General features: G+C 43.1%; 18 protein-coding genes and 1 pseudogene. 4 read left to right on the forward strand and 15 right to left on the reverse strand.

The window, feature by feature from the left end; genetic code table 11:
• The first annotated feature begins 258 nt into the window (after nucleotides 1–258).
• The 3 genes from ACOCF6_RS03665 to ACOCF6_RS03675 all read left to right on the forward strand — a co-directional run bounded on the left by ACOCF6_RS03665 (nucleotide 259) and on the right by ACOCF6_RS03675 (nucleotide 4,430).
• Complete coding sequence (locus ACOCF6_RS03665) at nucleotides 259–2,517, forward strand: sensor histidine kinase (protein WP_482459033.1); 2,259 nt, start codon at nucleotides 259–261, stop codon at nucleotides 2,515–2,517.
• Nucleotides 2,514–3,851 carry a sigma-54-dependent transcriptional regulator gene (locus ACOCF6_RS03670; RefSeq protein WP_482459034.1) on the forward strand — a complete coding sequence of 446 codons (1,338 nt, stop codon included), beginning with the start codon at nucleotides 2,514–2,516 and terminating at the stop codon, nucleotides 3,849–3,851. The genes ACOCF6_RS03665 and ACOCF6_RS03670 overlap by 4 nt, the downstream gene beginning before the upstream one ends.
• 150 nt (nucleotides 3,852–4,001) lie before the next feature.
• Entirely contained in the window at nucleotides 4,002–4,430 is a 429-nt protein-coding gene (locus tag ACOCF6_RS03675; RefSeq protein ID WP_482459035.1) for a response regulator, read from the forward strand.
• On the opposite strand, the gene ACOCF6_RS03680 is transcribed toward ACOCF6_RS03675, so the two are convergent.
• From ACOCF6_RS03680 to ACOCF6_RS03695, 4 genes are all read right to left on the reverse strand, one after another.
• A complete protein-coding gene (locus tag ACOCF6_RS03680) occupies nucleotides 4,418–6,304 on the reverse strand; it encodes a polysaccharide biosynthesis protein (RefSeq protein WP_482459036.1) in 1,887 nt (628 codons plus the stop codon). The two genes, ACOCF6_RS03675 and ACOCF6_RS03680, sit on opposite strands and share 13 nt — an antisense overlap.
• A 196-nt stretch (nucleotides 6,305–6,500) precedes the next feature.
• Entirely contained in the window at nucleotides 6,501–7,067 is a 567-nt protein-coding gene (locus ACOCF6_RS03685) for a sugar transferase (protein WP_482459037.1), read from the reverse strand.
• Nucleotides 7,064–7,369 (reverse strand): four helix bundle protein, encoded by a 306-nt coding sequence (locus tag ACOCF6_RS03690; RefSeq protein ID WP_482459038.1) that lies wholly within the window; start codon nucleotides 7,367–7,369, stop codon nucleotides 7,064–7,066. The genes ACOCF6_RS03685 and ACOCF6_RS03690 overlap by 4 nt, the downstream gene beginning before the upstream one ends.
• Nucleotides 7,370–7,493: 124 nt before the next feature.
• A complete protein-coding gene (locus ACOCF6_RS03695) occupies nucleotides 7,494–8,450 on the reverse strand; it encodes a UDP-glucose 4-epimerase family protein (protein ID WP_482459039.1) in 957 nt (318 codons plus the stop codon).
• Between the two features lie 145 nt (nucleotides 8,451–8,595).
• On the opposite strand from ACOCF6_RS03695, the gene ACOCF6_RS03700 reads away from it, so the two are divergent.
• A complete protein-coding gene (locus tag ACOCF6_RS03700; protein ID WP_482459040.1) occupies nucleotides 8,596–9,684 on the forward strand; it encodes an IS5 family transposase in 1,089 nt (362 codons plus the stop codon).
• A gap of 214 nt (nucleotides 9,685–9,898) precedes the next feature.
• On the opposite strand, the gene ACOCF6_RS03705 is transcribed toward ACOCF6_RS03700, so the two are convergent.
• The 11 genes and pseudogenes from ACOCF6_RS03705 to ACOCF6_RS03755 all read right to left on the reverse strand — a co-directional run bounded on the left by ACOCF6_RS03705 (nucleotide 9,899) and on the right by ACOCF6_RS03755 (nucleotide 21,037).
• A complete protein-coding gene (locus ACOCF6_RS03705; protein ID WP_482459041.1) occupies nucleotides 9,899–10,777 on the reverse strand; it encodes a hypothetical protein in 879 nt (292 codons plus the stop codon).
• A 3-nt stretch (nucleotides 10,778–10,780) separates the two neighbouring features.
• Nucleotides 10,781–11,818 (reverse strand): Gfo/Idh/MocA family protein, encoded by a 1,038-nt coding sequence (locus ACOCF6_RS03710; protein WP_482459042.1) that lies wholly within the window; start codon nucleotides 11,816–11,818, stop codon nucleotides 10,781–10,783.
• Nucleotides 11,819–11,822: 4 nt separating this feature from the next.
• Nucleotides 11,823–12,926, reverse strand: a complete 1,104-nt coding sequence (locus ACOCF6_RS03715) for a DUF1972 domain-containing protein (protein WP_482459043.1) — start codon at nucleotides 12,924–12,926, stop codon at nucleotides 11,823–11,825.
• Nucleotides 12,904–13,353, reverse strand: a complete 450-nt coding sequence (locus ACOCF6_RS03720; protein WP_482459044.1) for an acyltransferase — start codon at nucleotides 13,351–13,353, stop codon at nucleotides 12,904–12,906. Before ACOCF6_RS03720 ends, ACOCF6_RS03715 begins: the two co-directional genes overlap by 23 nt.
• 13 nt (nucleotides 13,354–13,366) lie before the next feature.
• Nucleotides 13,367–14,494, reverse strand: a complete 1,128-nt coding sequence (locus tag ACOCF6_RS03725) for a glycosyltransferase family 4 protein (RefSeq protein ID WP_482459045.1) — start codon at nucleotides 14,492–14,494, stop codon at nucleotides 13,367–13,369.
• 44 nt (nucleotides 14,495–14,538) lie between these two features.
• Nucleotides 14,539–14,999: pseudogene (locus ACOCF6_RS03730) on the reverse strand (transposase); the annotation flags it as partial.
• A gap of 11 nt (nucleotides 15,000–15,010) precedes the next feature.
• Nucleotides 15,011–15,967, reverse strand: coding sequence for a glycosyltransferase family 2 protein (locus ACOCF6_RS03735; RefSeq protein ID WP_482459046.1), 957 nt, complete (start codon nucleotides 15,965–15,967; stop codon nucleotides 15,011–15,013).
• Nucleotides 15,964–17,238 carry an O-antigen ligase family protein gene (locus tag ACOCF6_RS03740; protein ID WP_482459047.1) on the reverse strand — a complete coding sequence of 425 codons (1,275 nt, stop codon included), beginning with the start codon at nucleotides 17,236–17,238 and terminating at the stop codon, nucleotides 15,964–15,966. Before ACOCF6_RS03740 ends, ACOCF6_RS03735 begins: the two co-directional genes overlap by 4 nt.
• Nucleotides 17,239–17,539: 301 nt before the next feature.
• Nucleotides 17,540–18,649, reverse strand: a complete 1,110-nt coding sequence (locus tag ACOCF6_RS03745) for a glycosyltransferase family protein (RefSeq protein WP_482459048.1) — start codon at nucleotides 18,647–18,649, stop codon at nucleotides 17,540–17,542.
• Nucleotides 18,650–18,852: 203 nt separating this feature from the next.
• Nucleotides 18,853–19,521 carry a class I SAM-dependent methyltransferase gene (locus tag ACOCF6_RS03750; protein ID WP_482459049.1) on the reverse strand — a complete coding sequence of 223 codons (669 nt, stop codon included), beginning with the start codon at nucleotides 19,519–19,521 and terminating at the stop codon, nucleotides 18,853–18,855.
• 463 nt (nucleotides 19,522–19,984) lie between these two features.
• Entirely contained in the window at nucleotides 19,985–21,037 is a 1,053-nt protein-coding gene (locus tag ACOCF6_RS03755; protein WP_482463260.1) for an IS5 family transposase, read from the reverse strand.
• Nucleotides 21,038–21,391 lie beyond the last annotated feature (354 nt).

Here is a 21,391-nt window from a genome sequence, read left to right on the forward strand (position 1 = left end):
AACAGATTTCACCTGAAATGGCGACATTATTTTGTGTTTGTGACGTGTTGCCATCATTTTTTCCCATCAACGCAAAAGTCAACATAACGTACTAGCATAGTACCACTATAAATGCAAATGAGTGTCAGCATGAACGGCTCATAGTCCAATAGTATTGCTTATCCACACTGATATTATATAGACAATAAGCAGCCAACTGAACTATTTTAAGGAAGACATCCACGCAACTCTATCCAAAAGTACATCTGGACATTACTTGTGACTAGCATACGAACCAGGTTGGTAAAATACGGTTACCTCATCATCGTACTGACGGTAATAGCTCTTATTGCCGCCGCCGGCTATGCGTTTGTGCAGCAGCAGAAGCAGATTGTTATTGAAGAGGCCCGCCTTGACCTTGCAACCATTGCGGATCTCAAGGCCTCTCAGATTGTGGCATGGCGCAGGGAACGTCTGACTGAAGCAACGTCACTGTATTTCAATACCATGGTGGCCCACCGGATCAGGGAACATCTCAAAGACACTGAAGAGAAAGCAGTCCGCAAAGAGTTTCAGGCCTGGATGGAGCAGCTGCGGACTGCCAGCGGCTACAACAAGGTCATGCTTTTCAGGCCGGATGCAGAACTGATCACTTCCGTCTCGTTTGACGACAGTCAAACGAAACCTCATTACGCAAGCCATGTCAGAGCAGCTGCCCGGACACAGGAAATAATCTTTACCGACCTGCACTATGACAGTGCCAGCGACAGTATCGACATCGACCTGGTAATTCCGGTCATATCCCGGGAAAACGGACATAACACCTGCATTGCCGTCCTGCTGATCGACATCGATCCCTACAAATATCTGTACCCTCTTATCCGCACCTGGACATTTCCGAGTTATTCAGGTGAGACCCTGCTGGTCAGGCGTGACGGTAACGATGCCCTCTTCCTGAATACCCTGCGCTTCAAAACCGACTCGGCACTCAAGCACCGGGTACCGCTCTCCCGCTCGGAGATGCCGGCCGTACGTGCCGTACTGGGGCAGGAAGGGGTCTTTCACGGAACGGACTACCGGGGCGTTCCTGTCATTGCCGCACTACGCAGCATTCCGGATTCCCCCTGGTCAATCATCACCAAAATTGATACGCAGGAAATACTTGAACCGGTTATCAAGCGTGTATGGTATGTGGTGGCAACCTGCACCATTATCCTGATCGCAATCAGCCTGGCCGTTTCCCTGTGGTGGCGCAGGAAACGGGAAGCCTATGTCTTTAAACAGTATCAAACCGAATTGCAGTTCAACCAGGAGCTGAAACTGGCGGAGCAGCATCTGCTGGAGGCCAATAATCGCCTTGAAGAACGTGTTGCAGCGCGAACTGAAGAGTTGTCCAACTCAAACACCAAACTGAAACAGGAAATCGCCGAAAGGAAGAATGTGGAGGAACTGCTCCGCAAGTACTTTCAATCAATTCTGCAATCCCCGATTGCCATTATCATAACTGAACTTGACGGCACTATCGAGTTCGTCAACCCTAAATTCAGCGAGTATAGCGGCTATAGCTATGAAGAAGCGATCGGCCAAAACCCGCGCATGTTAAAATCGGAGAAAACGCCGCCAGAAACCCACAAGGAACTCTGGGCAACGATTACCGCCGGCAAGGTTTGGAAAGGGGAACTTTGCAATAAGAAAAAGAACGGAGAGTTGTACTGGGAATTTGCAAAAATCCTGCCTCTCAAAAGCCAAGACGGTCTCATTACAAACTTCATGGCCTTCAAGGAAGATATCACCACGCGCAAATTACTGGAAGAGAAGTCGCTCCGTTCCAGGAAACTGGAGACCATCGGCCAGATCGCCGGCGGTGTCGCCCATGAAGTCCGAAATCCGCTCAACGCGATTCTTTCGATCACCGAGGCCCTGTTCAAGGAGAAGGAGATTGCGGACAACCCGGAATTTGAACCTTTTATCCAGCACATCCGGACGCAGGTCAATCGCCTGGCACACCTGATGAACGAACTCCTGGATCTGGGCAACACAATTCCCACGTCCAACATTCTCTCGGTACCCTTGTTTGAGGTCTGCCAGGAAGCGATCGATCTCTGGAATCTATCCGGTTCGGCTCAAAAGATTCCGGTGATACTGACAGCAGATTCTGATCCTCTGCAGAGCAACGTTATGGTGGATAGAGGCCGGCTGGTGCAGATCATATTCAACCTTCTGGAAAATGCCGCCCAGCACAGCCCCGGCGATGCAGATATCACCCTGCACGTAAGCGCTACCGATACGTACGCCCCGCTCACCCCCATGGCTGTTATCCGCATCAGCGATGCCGGCAGCGGGATCCCGAATGAAAGCCTGGACCAGGTTTTCGATCCGTTTTATACCGGCAGAAGGGGAGGTACCGGACTGGGGCTGGCACTGGTCAAACATTTTGTTGAGGATATGGGTGGTAGCGTGGTACTTTTCAACAATGACCCTCCCCCCGGATGCTCGGCCGAGGTGCATATCCCCCGTGCAGCGGAGAATCAAACGTGAAGCCGAAATTACTGTTGATCGAAGATAACGAAGGCAGCCGCTTCGGCTTTGTACGCTACTTCACAAAGTCGGGCTATAGCGTCTGCGAGGCTGATTGCCTGACTGCAGCCGGTGAGGCCCTGGAGAAGCAGAACTTTGACGCCATAATACTGGATATCAACCTTCCGGATGGAAACGGCATCGATTTCATCGATACGATCCGCACGCTTGACCCCAGCATACCCATCATCGTCATTACCGGGGCGGGTGACATCCAGCTTGCAGTCAAGGCCATGCAGAAGGGTGCCGACAACTTCCTCACCAAGCCGGTCGACAATGCCGCCCTGACTGAATATCTGCATAAACTGCTGGAAATCGGAGACCTCAAGCGTAAGGCATCTGCCCGGCAGCGGCTCGAAAAAACCGAGGACATCTTTTTCGGCAACGTACCTGCAATGCAGGAGCTGCTCGAAATGCTGCGGATCGCAGCGACCAGCAACAGCTCGATTCTGATTACCGGAGAAACCGGAACAGGCAAAGGCATGCTGTCAAAATGGATTCATCGACAAAGCAGCAGGGCTAAGGGCGAATTTGTAGAGGTAAACTGCTCCAGCCTGCGGGGAGAAATGCTGTCCCGCGAAATCTTTGGCAACGTACGGGGGGCATTCACCTCGGCCGACCAGGATCGCAAAGGGCTGCTTGACATTGCCGACCGGGGCACACTGCTGCTTGACGAAATCGGTGATATGGGAATGGAAGTGCAGGCCCAGTTTCTCAAGGTGCTGGAAGACAAAAGCTACCGGCGGCTGGGTGATGTCAAACTGTTGAGGAGCGATTTCCGTCTGATGTGCGCCACGAATCGCGAGATTGAAACGCTGGTGCATGAAGGGCTGTTCCGTCAGGACCTGTTGTACCGCATCAACCTGCTGACGGTGCGTATCCCGCCTCTGCGGGAGCGGATAGAAGACCTGCCCGCACTTGTCGGGTATCTGCTCCATGAGATGGGGGCCCCGGAATCAGTCGTAACGGATGAAGTCATGCAGCTTTTGAAGGCCTACAGTTGGCCCGGAAATATCCGCGAATTAAAAAACATCCTTGAACGGGCACTGTTGCTCACTCCACGAGGGGCAACCCTGCGCATGGCGCACTTTTCCATCCTGGAAAACAACCGCGTCTCCGGGTCCACACCGCTCGCCGCCCCTGCCCCGCGCACCGTTCAGGACATGGAAAAGGCTCATATCCTGTCCGTACTGGACCAGGTGGGCGGCGATATTGATAAAGCCGCCAAAAGTCTCAATCTGTCACGGGCCACGGTCTATCGCAGGCTCAAACAGATCAAGGACACAAACAGCTGATGCATGTCCCGGGACGCTGCCCGTGTCTCACAATGGTCCATTTGTCTCACAATGAGATGAGAACACGCCCGCCGCACTTCCTATCTATCTGATACACATCATCAATCAGGCAATGAATAACCGGCACGATTCTTGATCCTTTCATTGGTTATGAAATCTGCCCCTCACACATCAAAGCCCCAGGCGGAACCGGGCATATCAGCCGACAGGCATCGGATTCTGATCCTCGATGACGAACCGGCGATTCTTTTTGCCTACCAAAGGTTGATTGAAAAGGAGGGGATGCATGTCGATATCACGACCTGTCTTGACGGGGCCATCAGACTCATTGCCAGATGTCATTACCTGGCAGTAGTCGCTGACGTGCGCCTGGCCGGCTCGGCCAATGAAGACGGTCTGGAATTCCTGAGGATTCTGCGGCTAGAAAGTCCCTCAACAAAGATGATTCTGGCAACGGGCTTTGGCAGCATGGAAATAGAAAAAGCAGCCCGCGCCCTGGGGGTCTCACACTATTTTGAAAAACCGGTGCAGCCTGCGGTAATTATGGGGGCACTGAAAAGCTTCTGCTATGAATCCTGAACATCCGGCCGCATGCGACGGAAACTGACAGGCGCCTCGCCATCAAAGTGGTAGGCGGGGGTATACTCGGGAACCATTCGGCGCAGCCCCTCGATAATGCCGACAATATCATTTTTGCGGGCGGCAGACAGCAGGGTCTCTATCCCGGTTTCGCAGAAGTCTGAATCCAGGCTCACAGCAGCCAGCACCTTGATCTTCTCGTGGGAGGTCGCCAACACATTCTCTCCCACAATCAGCAGTTCCTCGTACATCTTCTCACCCGGGCGAAGACCGGTAAAGGTGATGTCAATATCTTCGTATGGCTCAAGTCCGGAAAGACGGATCAACTCCTCGGCCAGTTCCAGGATCGGCAGCGGTTCACCCATATCCAGCAGGAAGATATCCCCCCCCTGCCCCAGACAGCCCGCCTGCAGCACCAGCTGACTGGCCTCCGGAATGGTCATGAAATAACGGACCACCTCCGGAGCGGTCACCGTAACAGGTCCACCATTCTTGATCTGTTCCTTGAACATCGGAATCACACTGCCGTTACTTCCCAGCACATTTCCGAACCTGACCGTCGTAAACTTCGTGGAACTATGCCGCGCAATCGACTGGATGTAGCATTCGGCAGACCTCTTGCTGGCCCCCATGACATTGGTCGGGTTAACAGCCTTGTCGGTGGAAATCATCACGAAATTACGGACATTGAAAAGGCTGGCCATGTCAGCCAGGTTCTTGCTGCCGCCGATATTGTTGGTAACCGCCTCAATCGGGTTGTATTCCATCATCGGCACATGCTTGTAGGCCGCGGCATGGAACACCACCTCCGGCATGAACTCTTCGAACAGGCACTCCAGACGATCCCGGTCACGCACATCAGCCATCACCGGTACCAGCATCAATTCCGGGCAGCTGGCGGACAACTCGCGTTCGATATGAAACAGGGGGGTTTCTGCAGAATCCAGCAGGACAATCTTGCGGGGTGAATAGCGAGCCACCTGACGGCAGATTTCACTACCGATACTTCCGCCGGCGCCGGTCACCAGCACCCGTTTTCCGGCCAGATAACCGCTGATGGCCTTGTCATCAAGCTGTACCGGATCACGTCCCAGCAGGTCGTCGATTTCCACATCCTTGATATGGGAGACCTCAACCTTTCCGGTGATCAGATCCGACAGTCCGGGCAGAATCTTGAACTGTATATTGGCAATCTTGCAGCGCCGGATGATGGTCCGTATATCCTTGCCCCGCGCCGACGGTATGGCAATGATCACCTTTACAATCCCGAGATCATCAGCCAGTTTTGACAGCTGGCGGGTATCGCCCAGGACCTTGACCCCCCCCAGGTTCATGCCGACCTTCTTCGGATCGTCATCCACAAAACCGACCACGTTGTAGTTGGCCCGGGGGCTCTTGCGGATTTCCTGCAGCAGCTGGTAGCCGGCCTCGCCCGCTCCGACGATCAGGGCCTTGGGTCCGCTCTTCATCCGGGGCAGAACGTACATCTCCCGATACACCCGCCACAGCAAACGACTGGCAACCATCAGGAACAGCAGGATACCCCAGTCCAGAATGAAGATGACCCGTGAAAAATACTGGTATTCACGCAGCACCAGGATAGAAAACAGGGAAAATACGGAGGACAGGGATACAGTTTTGATTATCTCCAGCATATCCGGCAGCGAGGCGTATTTCCACATGCTGCGGTACAGACGTGAAAACAGGAACACGGCACCCTTGCTGACAATCACAATCGGCAGGATGTGAGTCAGCAATTCAGGTCTTTTAAAAAGCTGGAAATCCGTATCGAAGAGATAGGCCAGAATATACGAACCGGCAATGAGGAACAGGTCAAGAAGAAATACAAAGTAGCGTCGTGAGGGGAAGGTCATGAGATTCCGGTCAAAGAGAGACTGGCAAAATAGCAACTTCAATAAGCGAATAAAAATAGCTGATTTACTGTAACAAAGTCAAGTTTAAATACAGTCCTGAAACACCAACATCTCGTTTGATGTTTGATGTTAATGCCGCACCGCACTAAATCAAATGTTAATATTTTTTATCAGGAATAGATTGATGAGCTGAGAATCAGTGCGTAACGCCTTCACTTTTTACTACTTTGACAACCGTATGAAATATAATGCGTAAATCCAGGATAAACGAGCGGTTCTTCAGATAGAACTCGTCAAACGCAACCTTGACCGGAATCGGCAACTCGTCACGACCATTGATTTGGGCCCAACCTGTCAGACCGGGGGTTAATGCATGCACGCCTTTTTTAGTACGCTGTTCAATCAGGTCATCCTGATTGAACAGCGCCGGACGAGGGCCGACAATGCTCATGTCACCTTTCATGATACTGAACAGTTGGGGGAGTTCGTCGATGCTGGATTTGCGGAGGAATTTGCCGATCGGTGTCAGCCAGCGGTCGGGATCGCCCAAGAGATGGGTGGCAACGGCCGGGGTGTCGGTCCGCATGGTACGGAACTTGGGCATCTTGAAAAGGAGGTTGTTGCGCCCTACCCGGTCGGACCAGTACAGGATCGGACCCGGGGAGGTCAGTTTCACAAGGACGGCGACAATAAACATGGGAAGGGCGAGCACCAGCAGGGCAGTTATTGAGCAAGTTATGTCAAACGCTTTTTTCAGCATCATGGTAAACGTGTTGATTTTGAATTTTGATTTTTTGATTTTGAATTAACTACATTTAAACTCGTAGTTTTGACAATTGACGTAAGAATATTAATGATCGATTCTGACTCAACCAAGAGTGCTTCGGCTTCTAGTGCACTAATCAATCCGCTATCTCGCAGCAATCTGAGCCAATAATTTGTTTCCCTCGCCTCTTTTGATGCTATTGACATTTTTGAAATGAAATCAGCTTTACTCTGCCCAGCCTGGGCTTCCTCAACATTCGCCCCAATACTCGTGCCAGACCGAAGCAACTGTTTCGACAAGATAAATTCGTTGGCTTTACAGAGTTTCCGATAGAGAGTTTATTATCTGAAGTGCTAATGCATAGCTTTTTTCTCGAATCAGATTTTCTTTTATAATTCAAAATCCAAAATTCATAACTAAAATTCAACATTGTTTTCGAAACCAACTCGCCGTTTTCGCCAACCCTTCATCCATTGTAAAAGGCGGCAACCACCCCAACTCTCTTCTGATCTTCGAGCTATCTACAGCCAGCGAACCGGTCAGACGGTTCACCGCTCCGCTCTTGCCTGTCAACATTCCGGCAAGTTTCATAAGCGAAGTAGGGACAGGGAAAAGCCGTGCAGGTGCACCTAATGCCGCCGCCGTGCGCTGGATTAGTTCAGGTGTTGATACATCCTCACCATCACTGACAAGATAGGTCTGACCGGCAGCGGCCGAGTGTATGGCACAGGCTGTCAGGGCATCAACCAGATTACCGACATAGATCATGCTGCGTTTGTTGGTTATGGAGGCCAGCGGGAGGGGGATGCCACGTTGAATCACTTTCATCATGTTCAGAAAATTGGCTTTAACGCCAGGTCCATAAACGAGAGTTGGCCTGACAATCACAACTTCCAGCCCGGATTCTGACATAATGATACGAAGAGCCTGTTCAGCTTCCCATTTGCTGATGCCATAAGGGTCAGACGGATTTGGAGGAGAAACCGATGTATAGGGTGAGTCTGATTCTTCACCATTTACTTTAATCGAACTGATGTAGACTAACCGTTTTACACCGGCCTTTGAAGCTTCACATGCCAATCGGACTGTTCCTTCGACGTTCACGCTGCGAAACGCAGTCAAAGGGTCAGCAGAGGGATCGTCCATAATATGAACGCGAGCTGCCAAGTGTATTATTGTATCCACACCTGACAAGGCGTGATCCCAGGATGTGTCTGCGCTCAGCGGTTCCACGGTAATCGGTTCAACTCCATCGAGCAGAAATGAAGGATCGTCAGTTGCCAGCAAGGTCCCACGTACACTGAAACCATCTGTCAGTAATCGATTGCAAAGAAAGTGACCTACAAAACCAGTTGCTCCGGTTACGAGAATTTGGGTCATGCATTATCCCTTTGCTATCCATATCTAGACTAATATTCTTCATCTATATCAGGTCTTTGAAAAACTCGTTGTATTTACGGTGATTTTGGCACCAATTTATGCTAAGATTTCGCGCATATCTTGCTGATATTTCAGGAGAATAAGTATGCGCGGTTTCGATCTACCATCTGATGCATTGTTCGTTTATCTCTCACCGGAGTCCTTTGTCCCCAAGGATCATCCACTTCGTCCTATCCGACAGATGGTAGATGCTGCACTTGAGAATCTTTCACCGGTGTTCTGCCAGATGTATTCCCATACCGGTCGGCCTTCGATTCCGCCGGAGCGGTTGCTTAAAGCCATGCTGCTTCAGGTTTTGTACTCAATTCCCAGCAACGTCAAACTTGTTGAGCAGATCCACTTCAGTCTTCTGTTCCGCTGGTTCCTCGGGATGGGGCTCGATGAGCCGGTCTGGGATAATTCCAGCTTCACTACGAACCAGGATCGTCTTATTCAGACCGATATTGCCGCCAAGTTCCTTGCGGAAGTGCTTGAGCAGGCCAGGCGCGGCAAGCTGCTATCCAAGGATCATTTCAGTGTTGATGGCACCCTGATCCAGTCATGGGCTTCTCTCAAAAGTTTCAAGCCAAAGAACGACGAGCATGAGCCCCCAAGCGGCAAGAACCCGACTCGTGATTACCAGGGTGAGAAACTGACCAACGATACTCACGCATCCAGCACAGACCCGGAAGCAAGGCTCTACCGCAAAGGTGTCAACCATGAACCCAGGTTGTCGTTTGCCGCCCATCTTTTGACTGAGAACCAGAATGGGCTGGTCATGACGAGTGCTGTTACCATCGCTGATGGCTTTGCCGAGCGTGAAACCGCCAAGGCCATGGTTGCCAAGGTAGCTCCACGAAAGCGACGAATCAGCATAGCGGCCGACAGGAACTACGACACTCGTGGATTCGTCGCAGCCATGCGAGAGTTGAACGTAACGCCTCATGTTACGCAAAACACCACTAAGAAGGGACGTCGTTCATCAATTGATGGCCGCACCACCCGCCACATCAGCTATGCAGCGAGCCAGAAGTTTCGCAAACGCATTGAGGAGGTCTTCGGCTGGCTGAAGACTGTTGGCCTGTTCCGCAAGACTCGCTATCGAGGTATCAAGAAGATCGATTGGCACTTTACCCTGGCAGTAACGGCTTACAACCTGGTCCGAATGCGAAACTTGGGGATCTGTGCCACATAAAGCGGGAGGAAACCGCCCAAAAGGCGAAATCCGGGCCGATTAAGTGGCCAAAATGGCTTCAAAGAGCAATAACATAGTTGAATAAATGAAAAAATGAAGCTGATTCTCTCCGAGAAAACTCAAGTTCAGGATATATCACTTGAATCGGTGAGTTTTTCAAAGACCTGATATATGCAGCATTGTTATAAATGATCTGTTATTCATAATATGCTTTTCATATTTGTATTAGATCGACAGTATCCTGAATATGCCCTTTGGATGAAGCACCGAATACAACTGATTGAATATTCTGCCGGTTGATAAATTCATAAGCCTCTTTTGAAGGTATAGCACCAGAGGCCAGAGTTGACATCACCATCAATTGATACTTCGAAGGGTCATTATTTTCCGAAGCTTCAAGGTATGCGTCAACACTTGGTGACATAAGATAGCCAATTTTATTATAAGAAGTACAAATCACCACTTCATCAATCCCCCATAACGCAAGTTTTTCTTTTAATCTTGGCATATTTTGGGTAATAAGGCCTGGCAACACATGGTATTTTTTTCTAATATAAATACAGTACTCCTGGAATATCTCCTTCATTTCATAGCCTAAAAACAGGTCTGTAATTATATTTTGAAGAAAAATGACCTTTACATTAAGGCCTTTGAACATTTTCATTTCAACGTCTACCAGCATCTGCATTATTTTTACAGCATCTTTCCCGAATACGGCGGCCCCACCTTTGGCAATAATTCCGAGAACCCCTAAGGTCGAATTGTCTTTTAACAGGACTTCGTTTATTGCGGGAAATATTCCTTTTTCACTTACTAGATTCGCATATTTATGCGGATAGGGAACTGAAGGATACCAGCTGATATCGGGATATTTTGAACTGTTCGTTCTAAAGTGCTCGCAGATTTCTTTTGCGCGATCGTTGCTGTTCAACATCACAGCACGGATACCGGCATCGAAGGCCATCTGATAAACACGATAAATGTTGTCAATATCGAAAAACTTCTCCGCCAGCTGCTGCGCCTTCTCCTGGGACATATGATTGATTCCAAAAAACTGATTATCGCCAAAAACTATTTTATCAATTGGTTGCATAGCTTATAATTTCCCGTTAAGTTCATAATCTTTGAAAATAGCTTCAATTACCTCGAGTGTGTTCGTTGCATCCCTAAATGAACATAGGGGTTTAATTTCTCTATTATTTATACAATCAATAAATTTGTATAGTTGGGAGGTAAATTCGTTTCCCCTCACATAAAACGGAACCGGTTTAAAAACATCTGTAATATAACGTGTATTCCATCCTTCATAGAGATTATAGTCAGGCAGTTCTGTCTTTAAGTATATTTTAAAGCTGTGTTGATCAGCCACTATTTTCCCTTTTGAACCAAAAAACTCTATTTTATTTGTTGGCTTTCTGCAACTCTCATCACTCCAGTTTACATTGAGTGTTCCCGATATGCCATTCTTGTATAAGAACGTTGCATTAACCGCATCTTCGACATTACTAGAATATATCTGAGTCAAACTCGAACCGGTTATCTTATCAGGTTTTCCGACAATAAAGTTCACTAAGTCTATGGCATGAGATGCAACCTCAAAAACGGCCCCACCCCCATTTTCGCGCGAGTCTCTCCAAGTTTTTCCTTTATCAGACTTAGTAATTGTTCGGCTATACATCTCAGATTTAAATCTGATTACATCACCAATTACTCCAGCTTGAATGTAATCCCTGACTGCCTGAAAAATGTCATTGACACGGTTTACGTATCCTACCTGATTTACGAGTTGCTTTTGGTCAAAGATAGTTGCAAGTTCGTCAGCATGTGCCCTCATAGTCGTAAAAGGCTTCTCTGAGAATACATGAATTCCTTTTTCAGCGGCCTTCATTGCAACTGGATAGTGGAGGTTCGGCGGAGTGCAAATAATTACTGCATCCAATTTTTCTTTTTCAAATAGCTCATTATAATCAGTGTATGTTTGGAGACCATCAATATATTTCTTCATCAATGCCAGTATCAGAGATGAAGTATCAGCAATGGCCTTTATAACTACGTTAGGATGGCTATTAATTATAGAGTAATGAGTAATACCCATACGACCAAAACCAATAATGCCTATATTAATATTTTTCATATGTCTATCCATCGATAACTTCTGAATATTTACTAGCAATTGTTTCCCATTGGTATAATTCTATTGCAATTTTCTTCATAGATTCTCCGTTATTTAAAAGATCAATGTCGGTTGCTGTTTTCAGCATTCTGGATAATGCAGCAGAATTAGAAAAATAACCTGCTTTAAACCCTGTAGTATATTTATTGTATATACAATCATAAGCAAAGATTGGTAAGGCTAAGTTCATTGCCTCAACTAAAGCAGGATTAGTTCCCCCAGCAGAGTGTCCATGCAAATAGACCTTACAGTTTGAACGTAATAGGTTGAGCTCTCGTTTATCATAAATTGCGTCCAAAAGAATAATATTAGGGCAGCTTTTATATTTTGCTTTTGTATTTATACCATACGAACTGTTATTCCAGTTCCCTACCAGAACAAAAAGTAAAGATAGGTTATCAGTAAACGAATCTAATAGCATGTCAATGTTATTATCTGACTGAATCCGTGCTACTGAGAATGCATAACGCAAATCAAGAAATGGATATTTTTCAATATCAGAGTGGTTCGGAACAACTTTAGTAGCTTGATCACCACCATAAGTGATTAACGTGCTATTTCTTTTATATACTCGCTGGATGTACTCTTGAATCCCAAGGTTGTCTGATATCAAATGTTCTGAAAACCTGATAGCCATTGATTCAGATAATTTCAAAAATTTACGCGTAAAGAAACTCCATTTTGATCGTTCCCAATCCAAGCCTCCAAAATTAAGAATAAACTTGGATCGATATTTCATCATTAAGGGCATTATAATGCCGCCTGACGCGCCCAAGACTATAATTTTATCAAAATCACGATACGACTGAAATATTGATAAAATATCATATGGAATACTCTGCCAACCGTTTGCCTTTAAAGGAATGTATTTTAATTTACATCCTCTGTATTCTGGTATCTTGTTGAGATTTGATTTAGAAGAACAAAAAACAGTAATTTCATGTTTAAGGGAAAGGTGTTCCACCAGATATTCTACAAGAGTTTCAAATCCTCCGTATTTTGATGGGATCCCATTAGTTCCAATTATTGCAACTTTTTTCATCCGATTATACGAGTATTGCTTTTTCATTCATTTTAATCCCTGTCTTTATGACCTTCGCAGGATTACCAACTGCGACGCAATTTGAGGGTATGTCTTTTGTAACCACAGAATTTGCACCAATAATGACTTCATCTCCAATTGTCACCCCTGGCAAAATCATAGCGCCAATGCCAATAAAGCAGTTTTTACCGATATATGTATCAGTCACCCAAGGATTACCTGGGTCTTTTTCATCACGTTTCACATGTTCATGGCACAGTATTGTTGAGCGACTCGCAATCAATGTATTGTCGCCTATATGAATACCTAATGGGTATACCCTGTCTAGATTAAGGTTACTCTCTATTATCGCAGTACTACTAATATTTTTGTAACCAATTATCTTTAGTTTTGTATAACGAATTTTCTGTATTACTTTGGAAGCCTTTTCCATAAGAAAGTATTTTAATTGCATGATATTCTCCTTGTCACATCGTTTCAGAAATAATCTGATGTAATTTGTCTTTGAATAAAATAAAATTATATTTTCTAGCCATTAGTTTGCTATTTTTTGACATATATTTAAATAATTTGCCATCTTTATAAATGTTTAATATTTTTCCCATTAACTCATCTATTTCGTATGAAGAAACTTTATAGCCATTTATACCTTCCTCAACCAATTCCACAGGCCCACCAACAGGTGGAACAATACACGGCAGACCAAATGTCATCCCTTCAAGAATTGTAAGCCCAAAGGTTTCAATCCATTCATCTGGTCTCGATAAATTTAAAAGAAGAGATGCGTTTTTGTACATCTTTACCGTATCAATAGTTTTTGCATGTATTATAATATTTCCTGGCAGTGAAACTCCTTGAAAAAATCTATCTATTTCACTTTTCTTCTCACTCACAAGTAAAGTAAATTTAATATCATTATAATGTTTCATTTGTTCGGCTATTTTTAAAAGTTCAAACACTCCCTTATATTTTTTCAAAGAACAAATCATAAGTATATTAAAGTTTGAATCAATTTTATGTTTTGCTTCGAATTTCATGCCTTCTTCAAAAAAAGCCAGTGGAACCACATTTGGCAATATAAAACTCCTTATGCCATCTATATGCTCCCTATCGAGTAAGTAATTAGAAACAAAAATTTCAACGTCACAGAAATACTTACGGAATTTTGATAATGAACGATGCACAATGTTTAAACTCGACCTGTCTTCATGGAGGTGAAAGAGTATTTTTGCACCTTTAATTCTTCCTGCAAAGCTTGCAAACATAGGGATAGTTGTATTTATGTACAAAAGATCTTTTTTATTACAAACTTTTAGTACATAAAAAAACAACGAAATCTGAGCAATCATATAATTAAATAAAGTTATTAAATTTGAATCAGAGAGATTAAATTTAAAAATTATTTTAGATATTTTTAGTGACGACAAAAAACCATCGGTGTCGTTTGTAATTAAGATATTTTTCTGATTGGGAATACATTCGATAACGCTTTTTAATACTTTTGGGCTTCCACTAAAACTATTAAAAAAATGAACATATATTATTTTTTGATTATTACATAAGTTAATATCCGTCTTACAACTTATAGCTGTCATGATTTATTATCCCATTATTTTAAATATTTTATAAATTAACGAACCTATAACCGAAAAGCAGGTCTTGGTATGAAGATCCCGCCTACAAAGGATCTTCTGAGTTGAGTTCCGACCGCATACCTGAGTAGAGATCGAAGTTGCTCAAGTATCGGCTTTGCCTTGTAACTGATCTTTTTGATGCCGTTTTTTAATATTTTATTTGCCGGTTCACGGTGATTCCAGCGAAAGACAACCTCGCTGACGTATCGCTGAAGGTGTTGTTTGCTTAGGGAGTGAAATACTCCCCATTTTGCCCGTTCGAGTATGGCGTTGAATGACTACGCCGTGTTGTTGTGGACATCGCCGTTCACAAAGTCCTTGGTTCCATGGTTAACTGACGCATGGCTAGCACAATCGTCAGCGTCTTCGGGTACACGGTATGCTGATCACTCATAAGATCAGCTGTGGTGTCTACGAACCGGTTAACCTGTGGAGCGATTTCTGAGTAGCTGTCGTTTGCATATATACAGACTAATATCAACAATGACTCTTTGATTTCAGCAATCTCATTGCTGCTCGCCTAAATGCGTTGGCTTTATCATACCCATTCAAATCAATGCTAAATACAGCTGATAAAAAATGTGCGAAACTTCGAGCGATAAACACTTGTGAAAGCAGCGTTCGCAAAACGAGTACTGCAAACCAGCCTTGATATTTTTTTATGTAAACCAAATAAGAGTTAGTCGAATCCAATACAGCTTGTTCACCGATCCAAGATCGTCCAGAACCTTCAAAATGAATAACTTTACAATTTGAACTATATACGACTCTACAACCAACTTCACAAACGCGTCTACAATAATCAACATCCTCCATATACATAAAATATTTCTCATCAAGCCCGTTAAGTTGGCTCCATAAGTCTGCACGTGTTAATAAAAAAGCACCAGTAACCCAATCAACTTCACAAAACGAATTTCTATAGAGTTCAGAATCACCACGAAATGTACGCCTGAATTTGTTAGTACGAGAGAAAAATTGTATGAATGGTGTCCAAGAAAATACTAAACTGAGGATATTGGGCATAGATCCCACCGACTCCTGTTGTCGCCCATCACCGTAAACAAGACGGCAACCCAAAACCCCGATATCTGGACGAGATGCCATCAGATCAATTAAAGAATCTATTGCAGAACAAATGATAGTGTCATTGTTCAGTAAAAGTAAATATTGACCTCTTGCTTCTTTTGCTGCGAGGTTATTCCCACCTGTGAAACCTAGATTTTTTGGACTTACAATAACTTTTACAGCTGGATAATTTTGTTTAAGGTAATCCACACTTCCATCAAATGATGAATTATCTAAAACAATTATTTCGTGGTGTAAATTGACATAAGCACTAATTGAATCCAAGCACGAACGCAAAAATTTTTTCCCATTATAGTTAACAATCAGAATAGAAAGTATAACCTCTGACGCAATACAAATACTCATAAACGCGTTATCTCTGGAACGAGATAGTGGCTTTCTAACTGGAATAGCCATATTCGTCGGATCAAGTAACCAATAAGTAGTACAAATTCTGAATTATGCATTTCTGCCATCCCACCGATCACAAACATGGCTATAACTAAACCTAAAACACACCCCAATAACAATTTAGATAAAAATATTTGTTCTACGTTAAGTGATTTTGAATAAATAACACTAAATTTTATTAAACTTAAATAAAATAATACATAGCATGTCAAACCTAAAGCACCTGTTTTTATAAGGATATATGTATAGCCATTATGTAAAATTGGAATGAACCGAAAATCAGACTGACCTAATGTCATGACCAAACCCAAATCTACCAGAGACCCAAAACCCTGTCCAATCATCAACTGAAGCGAATTCCCAGTTAAGTACGTTTCGACTGCCCTATTTGCCTCGTAACCTCTCCAATTATTACTAATATCTTGCATATCTTTATAATCATTTATTTTTACCTCTGTAAAACTCCTCGCTAATTTGCTACGGAAAGTTCCACCATCATTCATTGGTGTTGATATCAAGAATACATAGAAAGCTACTGATAGCATAAATACAATTAATATAATCCTAAAATTCATTTTTATAAATAACATCAACAACGCTAATGTTAGCATAATCAAAATCATAAGTTCGGAACGTGAATTTGAAAAATAAAAGGATGCCATCAATACAGGCAAAGCGATAAAGTGTGGAATAATTCTAGGAAATATATTAAATGCTTTCAAACGTTTGTGGAACAAATAAAACGCGAGGGCCAAAGCTGATAAATCTCCGATCCCCCTCGATTTTGCATCGGCATTTCGTTCGGCTATATCAATAAACTGTTCAATTTGAATATTTTCAAACAAATGAATAGCAGCAAACAATATGCCAAAAGATATAAATAATTTAAGAATTTTTTGCCACTTTTCACCGATATCTGCCATCCAAAACCCAATATATATCAAAGAAATTGGCGTAAGCGCATAAGCAATATCACGAAAGACGTCACGATATTCGTGACCGATTACTCCGAATAAACCCAATGACAATACTCCTATTAGCGACCAAGTAGTCTTAAGATAATCAGGATGAATTTTTCCAGCAGAGATCGTAAAAATAAAAAAACCAAGCATAGCTATCAAAGGTAATAACAATTCAGCAGATAAATAATTCTGCGCAATTATTATAATCCACGCGACTATTAAACCCCGAGTTGGAGTGAGATATCTTATTGAATTCATTGACATATTTAAAACAAACTCAACATATAAATTTACCTAGTCTAATTTATGCACACACTTCAAGTAATTTAATTTCTGCAATTTGAGATTATCTACGCTTCCGTTGCCTGAAGTGATGAAAACTGCAGCAAGAGAAACAGGTTTGTCGGAACTGAATTATAGCTAGTAAAGATACTGAACGCATGTCAATTTTTACTTAAACTGTGACCGAACTGACGGTTTTTGGTTGATTTTGCTGATATTTAAATAACAAAATATACAATAAAGTCCTTGAATAAATTCTCATCACTTTAGAAGGTCTTACCAACTAACAGTTAGTTAGTTTCAATAGTAACTTACTTATTTCATAACCTCTTGCATACCAAGTATTTTGATGCGCATATGATAAATAATTTTCTCTATTCTGCTTAATAAATAATTTTCCAGAAATTAACTGCTCAATTAAATTAAAATATTCATCTTCTGATTTATACAGATGTACAAAGTCAGAAAACTTTTCAGTCTCTTGATATTTAGTTATAATTGCTGGTTTCGCAGAGTATATATACTCATATACTTTTACGGGATTTACAGATAATACTAAATCATTGATTATGAATGGCATGACCAGAGCATCAGCATATGACATTAGCTTGTGAGCTATTCTGTGCTCAACTGGAGGAATATGAATTATTTGTTCATGATTCGGGATCGCTATTTCAGTTGGACCGATAATAACATATGTTACGCCAGAAAACTTTTCTACACTTTTTTGAATTAAATCAAAGTCGAACCAAGTCGAAATTGTACCTATATAAACAATTATTTTTGTATCTATAGATGATAATACTCTTATAAGTTTATCCGGTAACTCATATTCATTATCATCACTATGAATATTAATTGCATTATTGATAACATGAATATCTTTTTTGATATCATAACGCTGTAACAGCCTGTTCTTTAGAAATTGTGACGACGTTAATATCAAATTACTTCGCTCTAAAAGTCTATTCTCACTAATTGCAGTTTTCTGTCTGAGTGTGGGAGATGATGCAGTTAATGGAAATTCAAGCACATCGTCCATACAGTCATAAACGACATTAGTTACAGCAGGTATGTCATTCTTTATTACTTCATACATATAAGGATTTGTAATCCATAAGATATCGTAATTAGTTAAATTACTAGACAGCTGTTTATTAACAATACATATGTTTATAGCCTTTATTATTTTATAACGAGAGAACGGTAAAACAAATAGCTCTTTTATTTTTACTGTATTTTTTAATACAGAAGGAACTAATTGTTGTGACTTGTATGTTTTACAATAGCAAACAGTTACTTCATACTCATTAGTTAAAAATTCTGCTAAAAAGTGTGGACGTTGCTTTATCCACAACCAGTTAACATGCATAATGTATAAAACTCGCTTCATACAACCTCTAATTATTTTATCTTCGCGTTTCAAGTAAATGAGAATATAGTCTGCTAAAACTGAATTTACTACACACTTTTACCTATGCCGGATCTACCAAAAGGTATGTAGCCCCCCATCCCAAGAAGCAAGTAACATTAAATAATTAATATATAAACCATAAAATCGGAATCAAACGAGATTTCCTAAGCGATAATTGCATTTTAATGTTGTGCCACGATTGGGCTTTTAAAATGAAACATGATTTGCATATTACGTCTTAGTAGACGTTTCCCCAAAATTAGTCTCATAATATTTTTAAAATAAACATTATAATACAAGTTAAATCCATATTGAGAATAAGATCTAGATGGAAAAACAGACCATTCATATTTACCTAACTCAACTAATTTGTTAAAGTAATTTTCATCATATGAATTAATATGTTCTGTACCAGGCAAAATATACTCTTTATATGGGACAGTAACATACAAGTCATTGCATTTTCCCAATAATTGTGCGGCAATATACAAATCATTAGTAAGATGCTCAAAAACATTTGATGCTACAATTACATCCGCATGGGGACATGATTCATAATCGCCCTGAATAAAATCAGCTATTTCTCCATATTTCCTCCTACATAAATTAATCGCCTTTGAAGAGATGTCTACTCCAATTAATTTGGCTGTTGGAAAAAAGGTATTGTATATAGGCATTGCATCACCGAGACCACAACCGTAGTCGATTATAGTCCCATTAAAATCACCCATGATTTTAAATCTTAAGACCTGACATCTGGCAAAGTCTGTTGTTTGGGTTGGCCCTCCTTTATTTTCCCAATCACCGGAACTAAAGCGATTATCCCAATATTTTTTTGTATTTATGTTCACTTTGATTTCCTCACTATTATTATGCTAGGTATAACTACCAAGGAATGCATTTGGGTAATAGTCGGTAACTTCCCTTGAGGTCTAACCTCGGCCACCTCAGTATGCAGTTTGGCATTTGTAGAAGTAAGCCCAAGGTAATACTGGTAAACGCAGTTCATTGAGTCGTTGAACCCAGAGCATAGACCGTCAGTTCAATGTCTATTATCAGTTGATCATAAAAATCAGCTTGCTATTACTCCGGCAATTAAACAGCTGAATCAAGCTGCATAGGTAATGCATGGATGTTTGAAAAACTTCTTTGTCTTGAGTCGATCGTTTTGCAGGGTTCGCATATGTTTCCTGGCTTTTGATTCAAGCTGATTCGCATTCTGGGCTCGCTCACCTGAATGGACCCGGCCTTTGAGACTGTTGTTGAGATATTCATCCGGATTCAGTTCCGGTGAGTAGGAGGCAGTTCCTCCTATCAGGTGACACCAAGGCCCAGGTTTTTCATTCGTACCAGGTTGTAGGCCGCTGCGTGAAGGTCAAGTTGCCAGCCGATCTTCTCGATGCCGCGGTACATGGTCTTGCGTATTCTTCCAACGGTCTTCATCCAGCCAAAGCCTTCTTCGATCCGTTTTCTGATTCTTTGGCTGGCGGCATAGTTCGGATGCTTGGTTGTTCTGCCGTCAATGGCTGACTTTCGGTTGGTGTCATACTGGGCCACATTCGGCGTAATCTTGAGACTGCGTAGTTCCTTGACGAATTCGGCGGTGTCGTAGCCTTTGTCGCCGCCCAAAGTGATTCGCCGAGTTGTGCGGGGCAGCTTCTTTACCATTGTCTTGGCCGCTTCACGTTCTCCAGTACCGGATGCCGTGGCAACCTCGGTCTTGACGATCAGGCCACTGCGATTCTCCATCAGGGTGTGCCCTTGGTAGCAGAGCTTGGATTCTTTGGTCTTGCCCTTGCGGTAGAGCCGGGCATCAGGATCAGTGACAGATGCATGGGTGTCGTTTTTGAGTTTCTTACCCTTGAAGTCCACGGTTTCGTTCTTACCACCACCTGCTGATGGCGGGCCATCCTTGGGCTTGAAACTCTTGATGGAAGCCCACGCCTCAATCAAGGTTCCATCAACGGTGAAGTGCTCACGGGAAAGTAGATGTTTCCGCTCAGCCTGGGCAAGGACACGTGAAAGAAACTCAGCGGCAACGTCTGAACCGATCAGTCGTTCCTGATTCGTGGAGAAACTGGAATGGTCCCAGACCTTTTCTTCCAGGCTCATACCGAGGAACCAGCGATACAGAAAGTTGTAGTGGATCTGCTCCACCAACTGCCGATTGCTGCGGATGGAATACAGGATCATCAGCAATTGGGCTTTCAGTAGCTTCTCCGGCGGAATAGAATATCTGCCGGTAGTGGCGTACATGCTATCAAAGAGCTTATCCATCCCCTTCAGAGCTTCATTGGCCATGGTTCGTATGGCACGCAAGGGATGGGTCTTGGGAACAAAGGATTCAGGTGTCACATATGCAAATATTGCTTCTGTTTGACTGTCGTATCAGCGCATAATATTCCTCAATGATTACAGTTAATTATGCATATAAATGTATCATAAATCAGTGAAAGCAGCTACTTGAATTTCAACAACCTGTTAGAGGCATGACGTCCATATCTTGAATAAAGATATCGGCTGACCTGAGTAATGTTCGCTCCCCGGTGCATCTTGGGGCAACAATGCCAGATTTCAGCAGACGTTGAAATCGATGCATGTCAATTAAGTATTTTTCAAAAAAACTATTTGCTATGGAAGTAAAATTGCAGTTATTTTAGACACCAGTGATGTAACCCTGAATATGGTTAAGTATTTTAATGTAATTATACTTACTTATTA

This window comes from Geobacter psychrophilus (assembly GCF_056821595.1).

What these genes read in the sequence shown, in the direction of transcription:
- ACOCF6_RS03745 (WP_482459048.1), bottom strand. Translation starts at nt 18,649, where the DNA reads ATGAAGCGAGTTTTATACATTATGCATGTTAACTGGTTGTGGATAAAG.
- ACOCF6_RS03710 (WP_482459042.1), bottom strand. Translation starts at nt 11,818, where the DNA reads ATGAAAAATATTAATATAGGCATTATTGGTTTTGGTCGTATGGGTATT.
- ACOCF6_RS03675 (WP_482459035.1), top strand. Translation starts at nt 4,002, where the DNA reads ATGAAATCTGCCCCTCACACATCAAAGCCCCAGGCGGAACCGGGCATA.
- ACOCF6_RS03735 (WP_482459046.1), bottom strand. Translation starts at nt 15,967, where the DNA reads ATGAGTATTTGTATTGCGTCAGAGGTTATACTTTCTATTCTGATTGTT.
- ACOCF6_RS03695 (WP_482459039.1), bottom strand. Translation starts at nt 8,450, where the DNA reads ATGACCCAAATTCTCGTAACCGGAGCAACTGGTTTTGTAGGTCACTTT.
- ACOCF6_RS03720 (WP_482459044.1), bottom strand. Translation starts at nt 13,353, where the DNA reads ATGCAATTAAAATACTTTCTTATGGAAAAGGCTTCCAAAGTAATACAG.
- ACOCF6_RS03725 (WP_482459045.1), bottom strand. Translation starts at nt 14,494, where the DNA reads ATGACAGCTATAAGTTGTAAGACGGATATTAACTTATGTAATAATCAA.
- ACOCF6_RS03715 (WP_482459043.1), bottom strand. Translation starts at nt 12,926, where the DNA reads ATGAAAAAGCAATACTCGTATAATCGGATGAAAAAAGTTGCAATAATT.
- ACOCF6_RS03700 (WP_482459040.1), top strand. Translation starts at nt 8,596, where the DNA reads ATGCGCGGTTTCGATCTACCATCTGATGCATTGTTCGTTTATCTCTCA.
- ACOCF6_RS03705 (WP_482459041.1), bottom strand. Translation starts at nt 10,777, where the DNA reads ATGCAACCAATTGATAAAATAGTTTTTGGCGATAATCAGTTTTTTGGA.
- ACOCF6_RS03685 (WP_482459037.1), bottom strand. Translation starts at nt 7,067, where the DNA reads ATGATGCTGAAAAAAGCGTTTGACATAACTTGCTCAATAACTGCCCTG.
- ACOCF6_RS03680 (WP_482459036.1), bottom strand. Translation starts at nt 6,304, where the DNA reads ATGACCTTCCCCTCACGACGCTACTTTGTATTTCTTCTTGACCTGTTC.
- ACOCF6_RS03740 (WP_482459047.1), bottom strand. Translation starts at nt 17,238, where the DNA reads ATGTCAATGAATTCAATAAGATATCTCACTCCAACTCGGGGTTTAATA.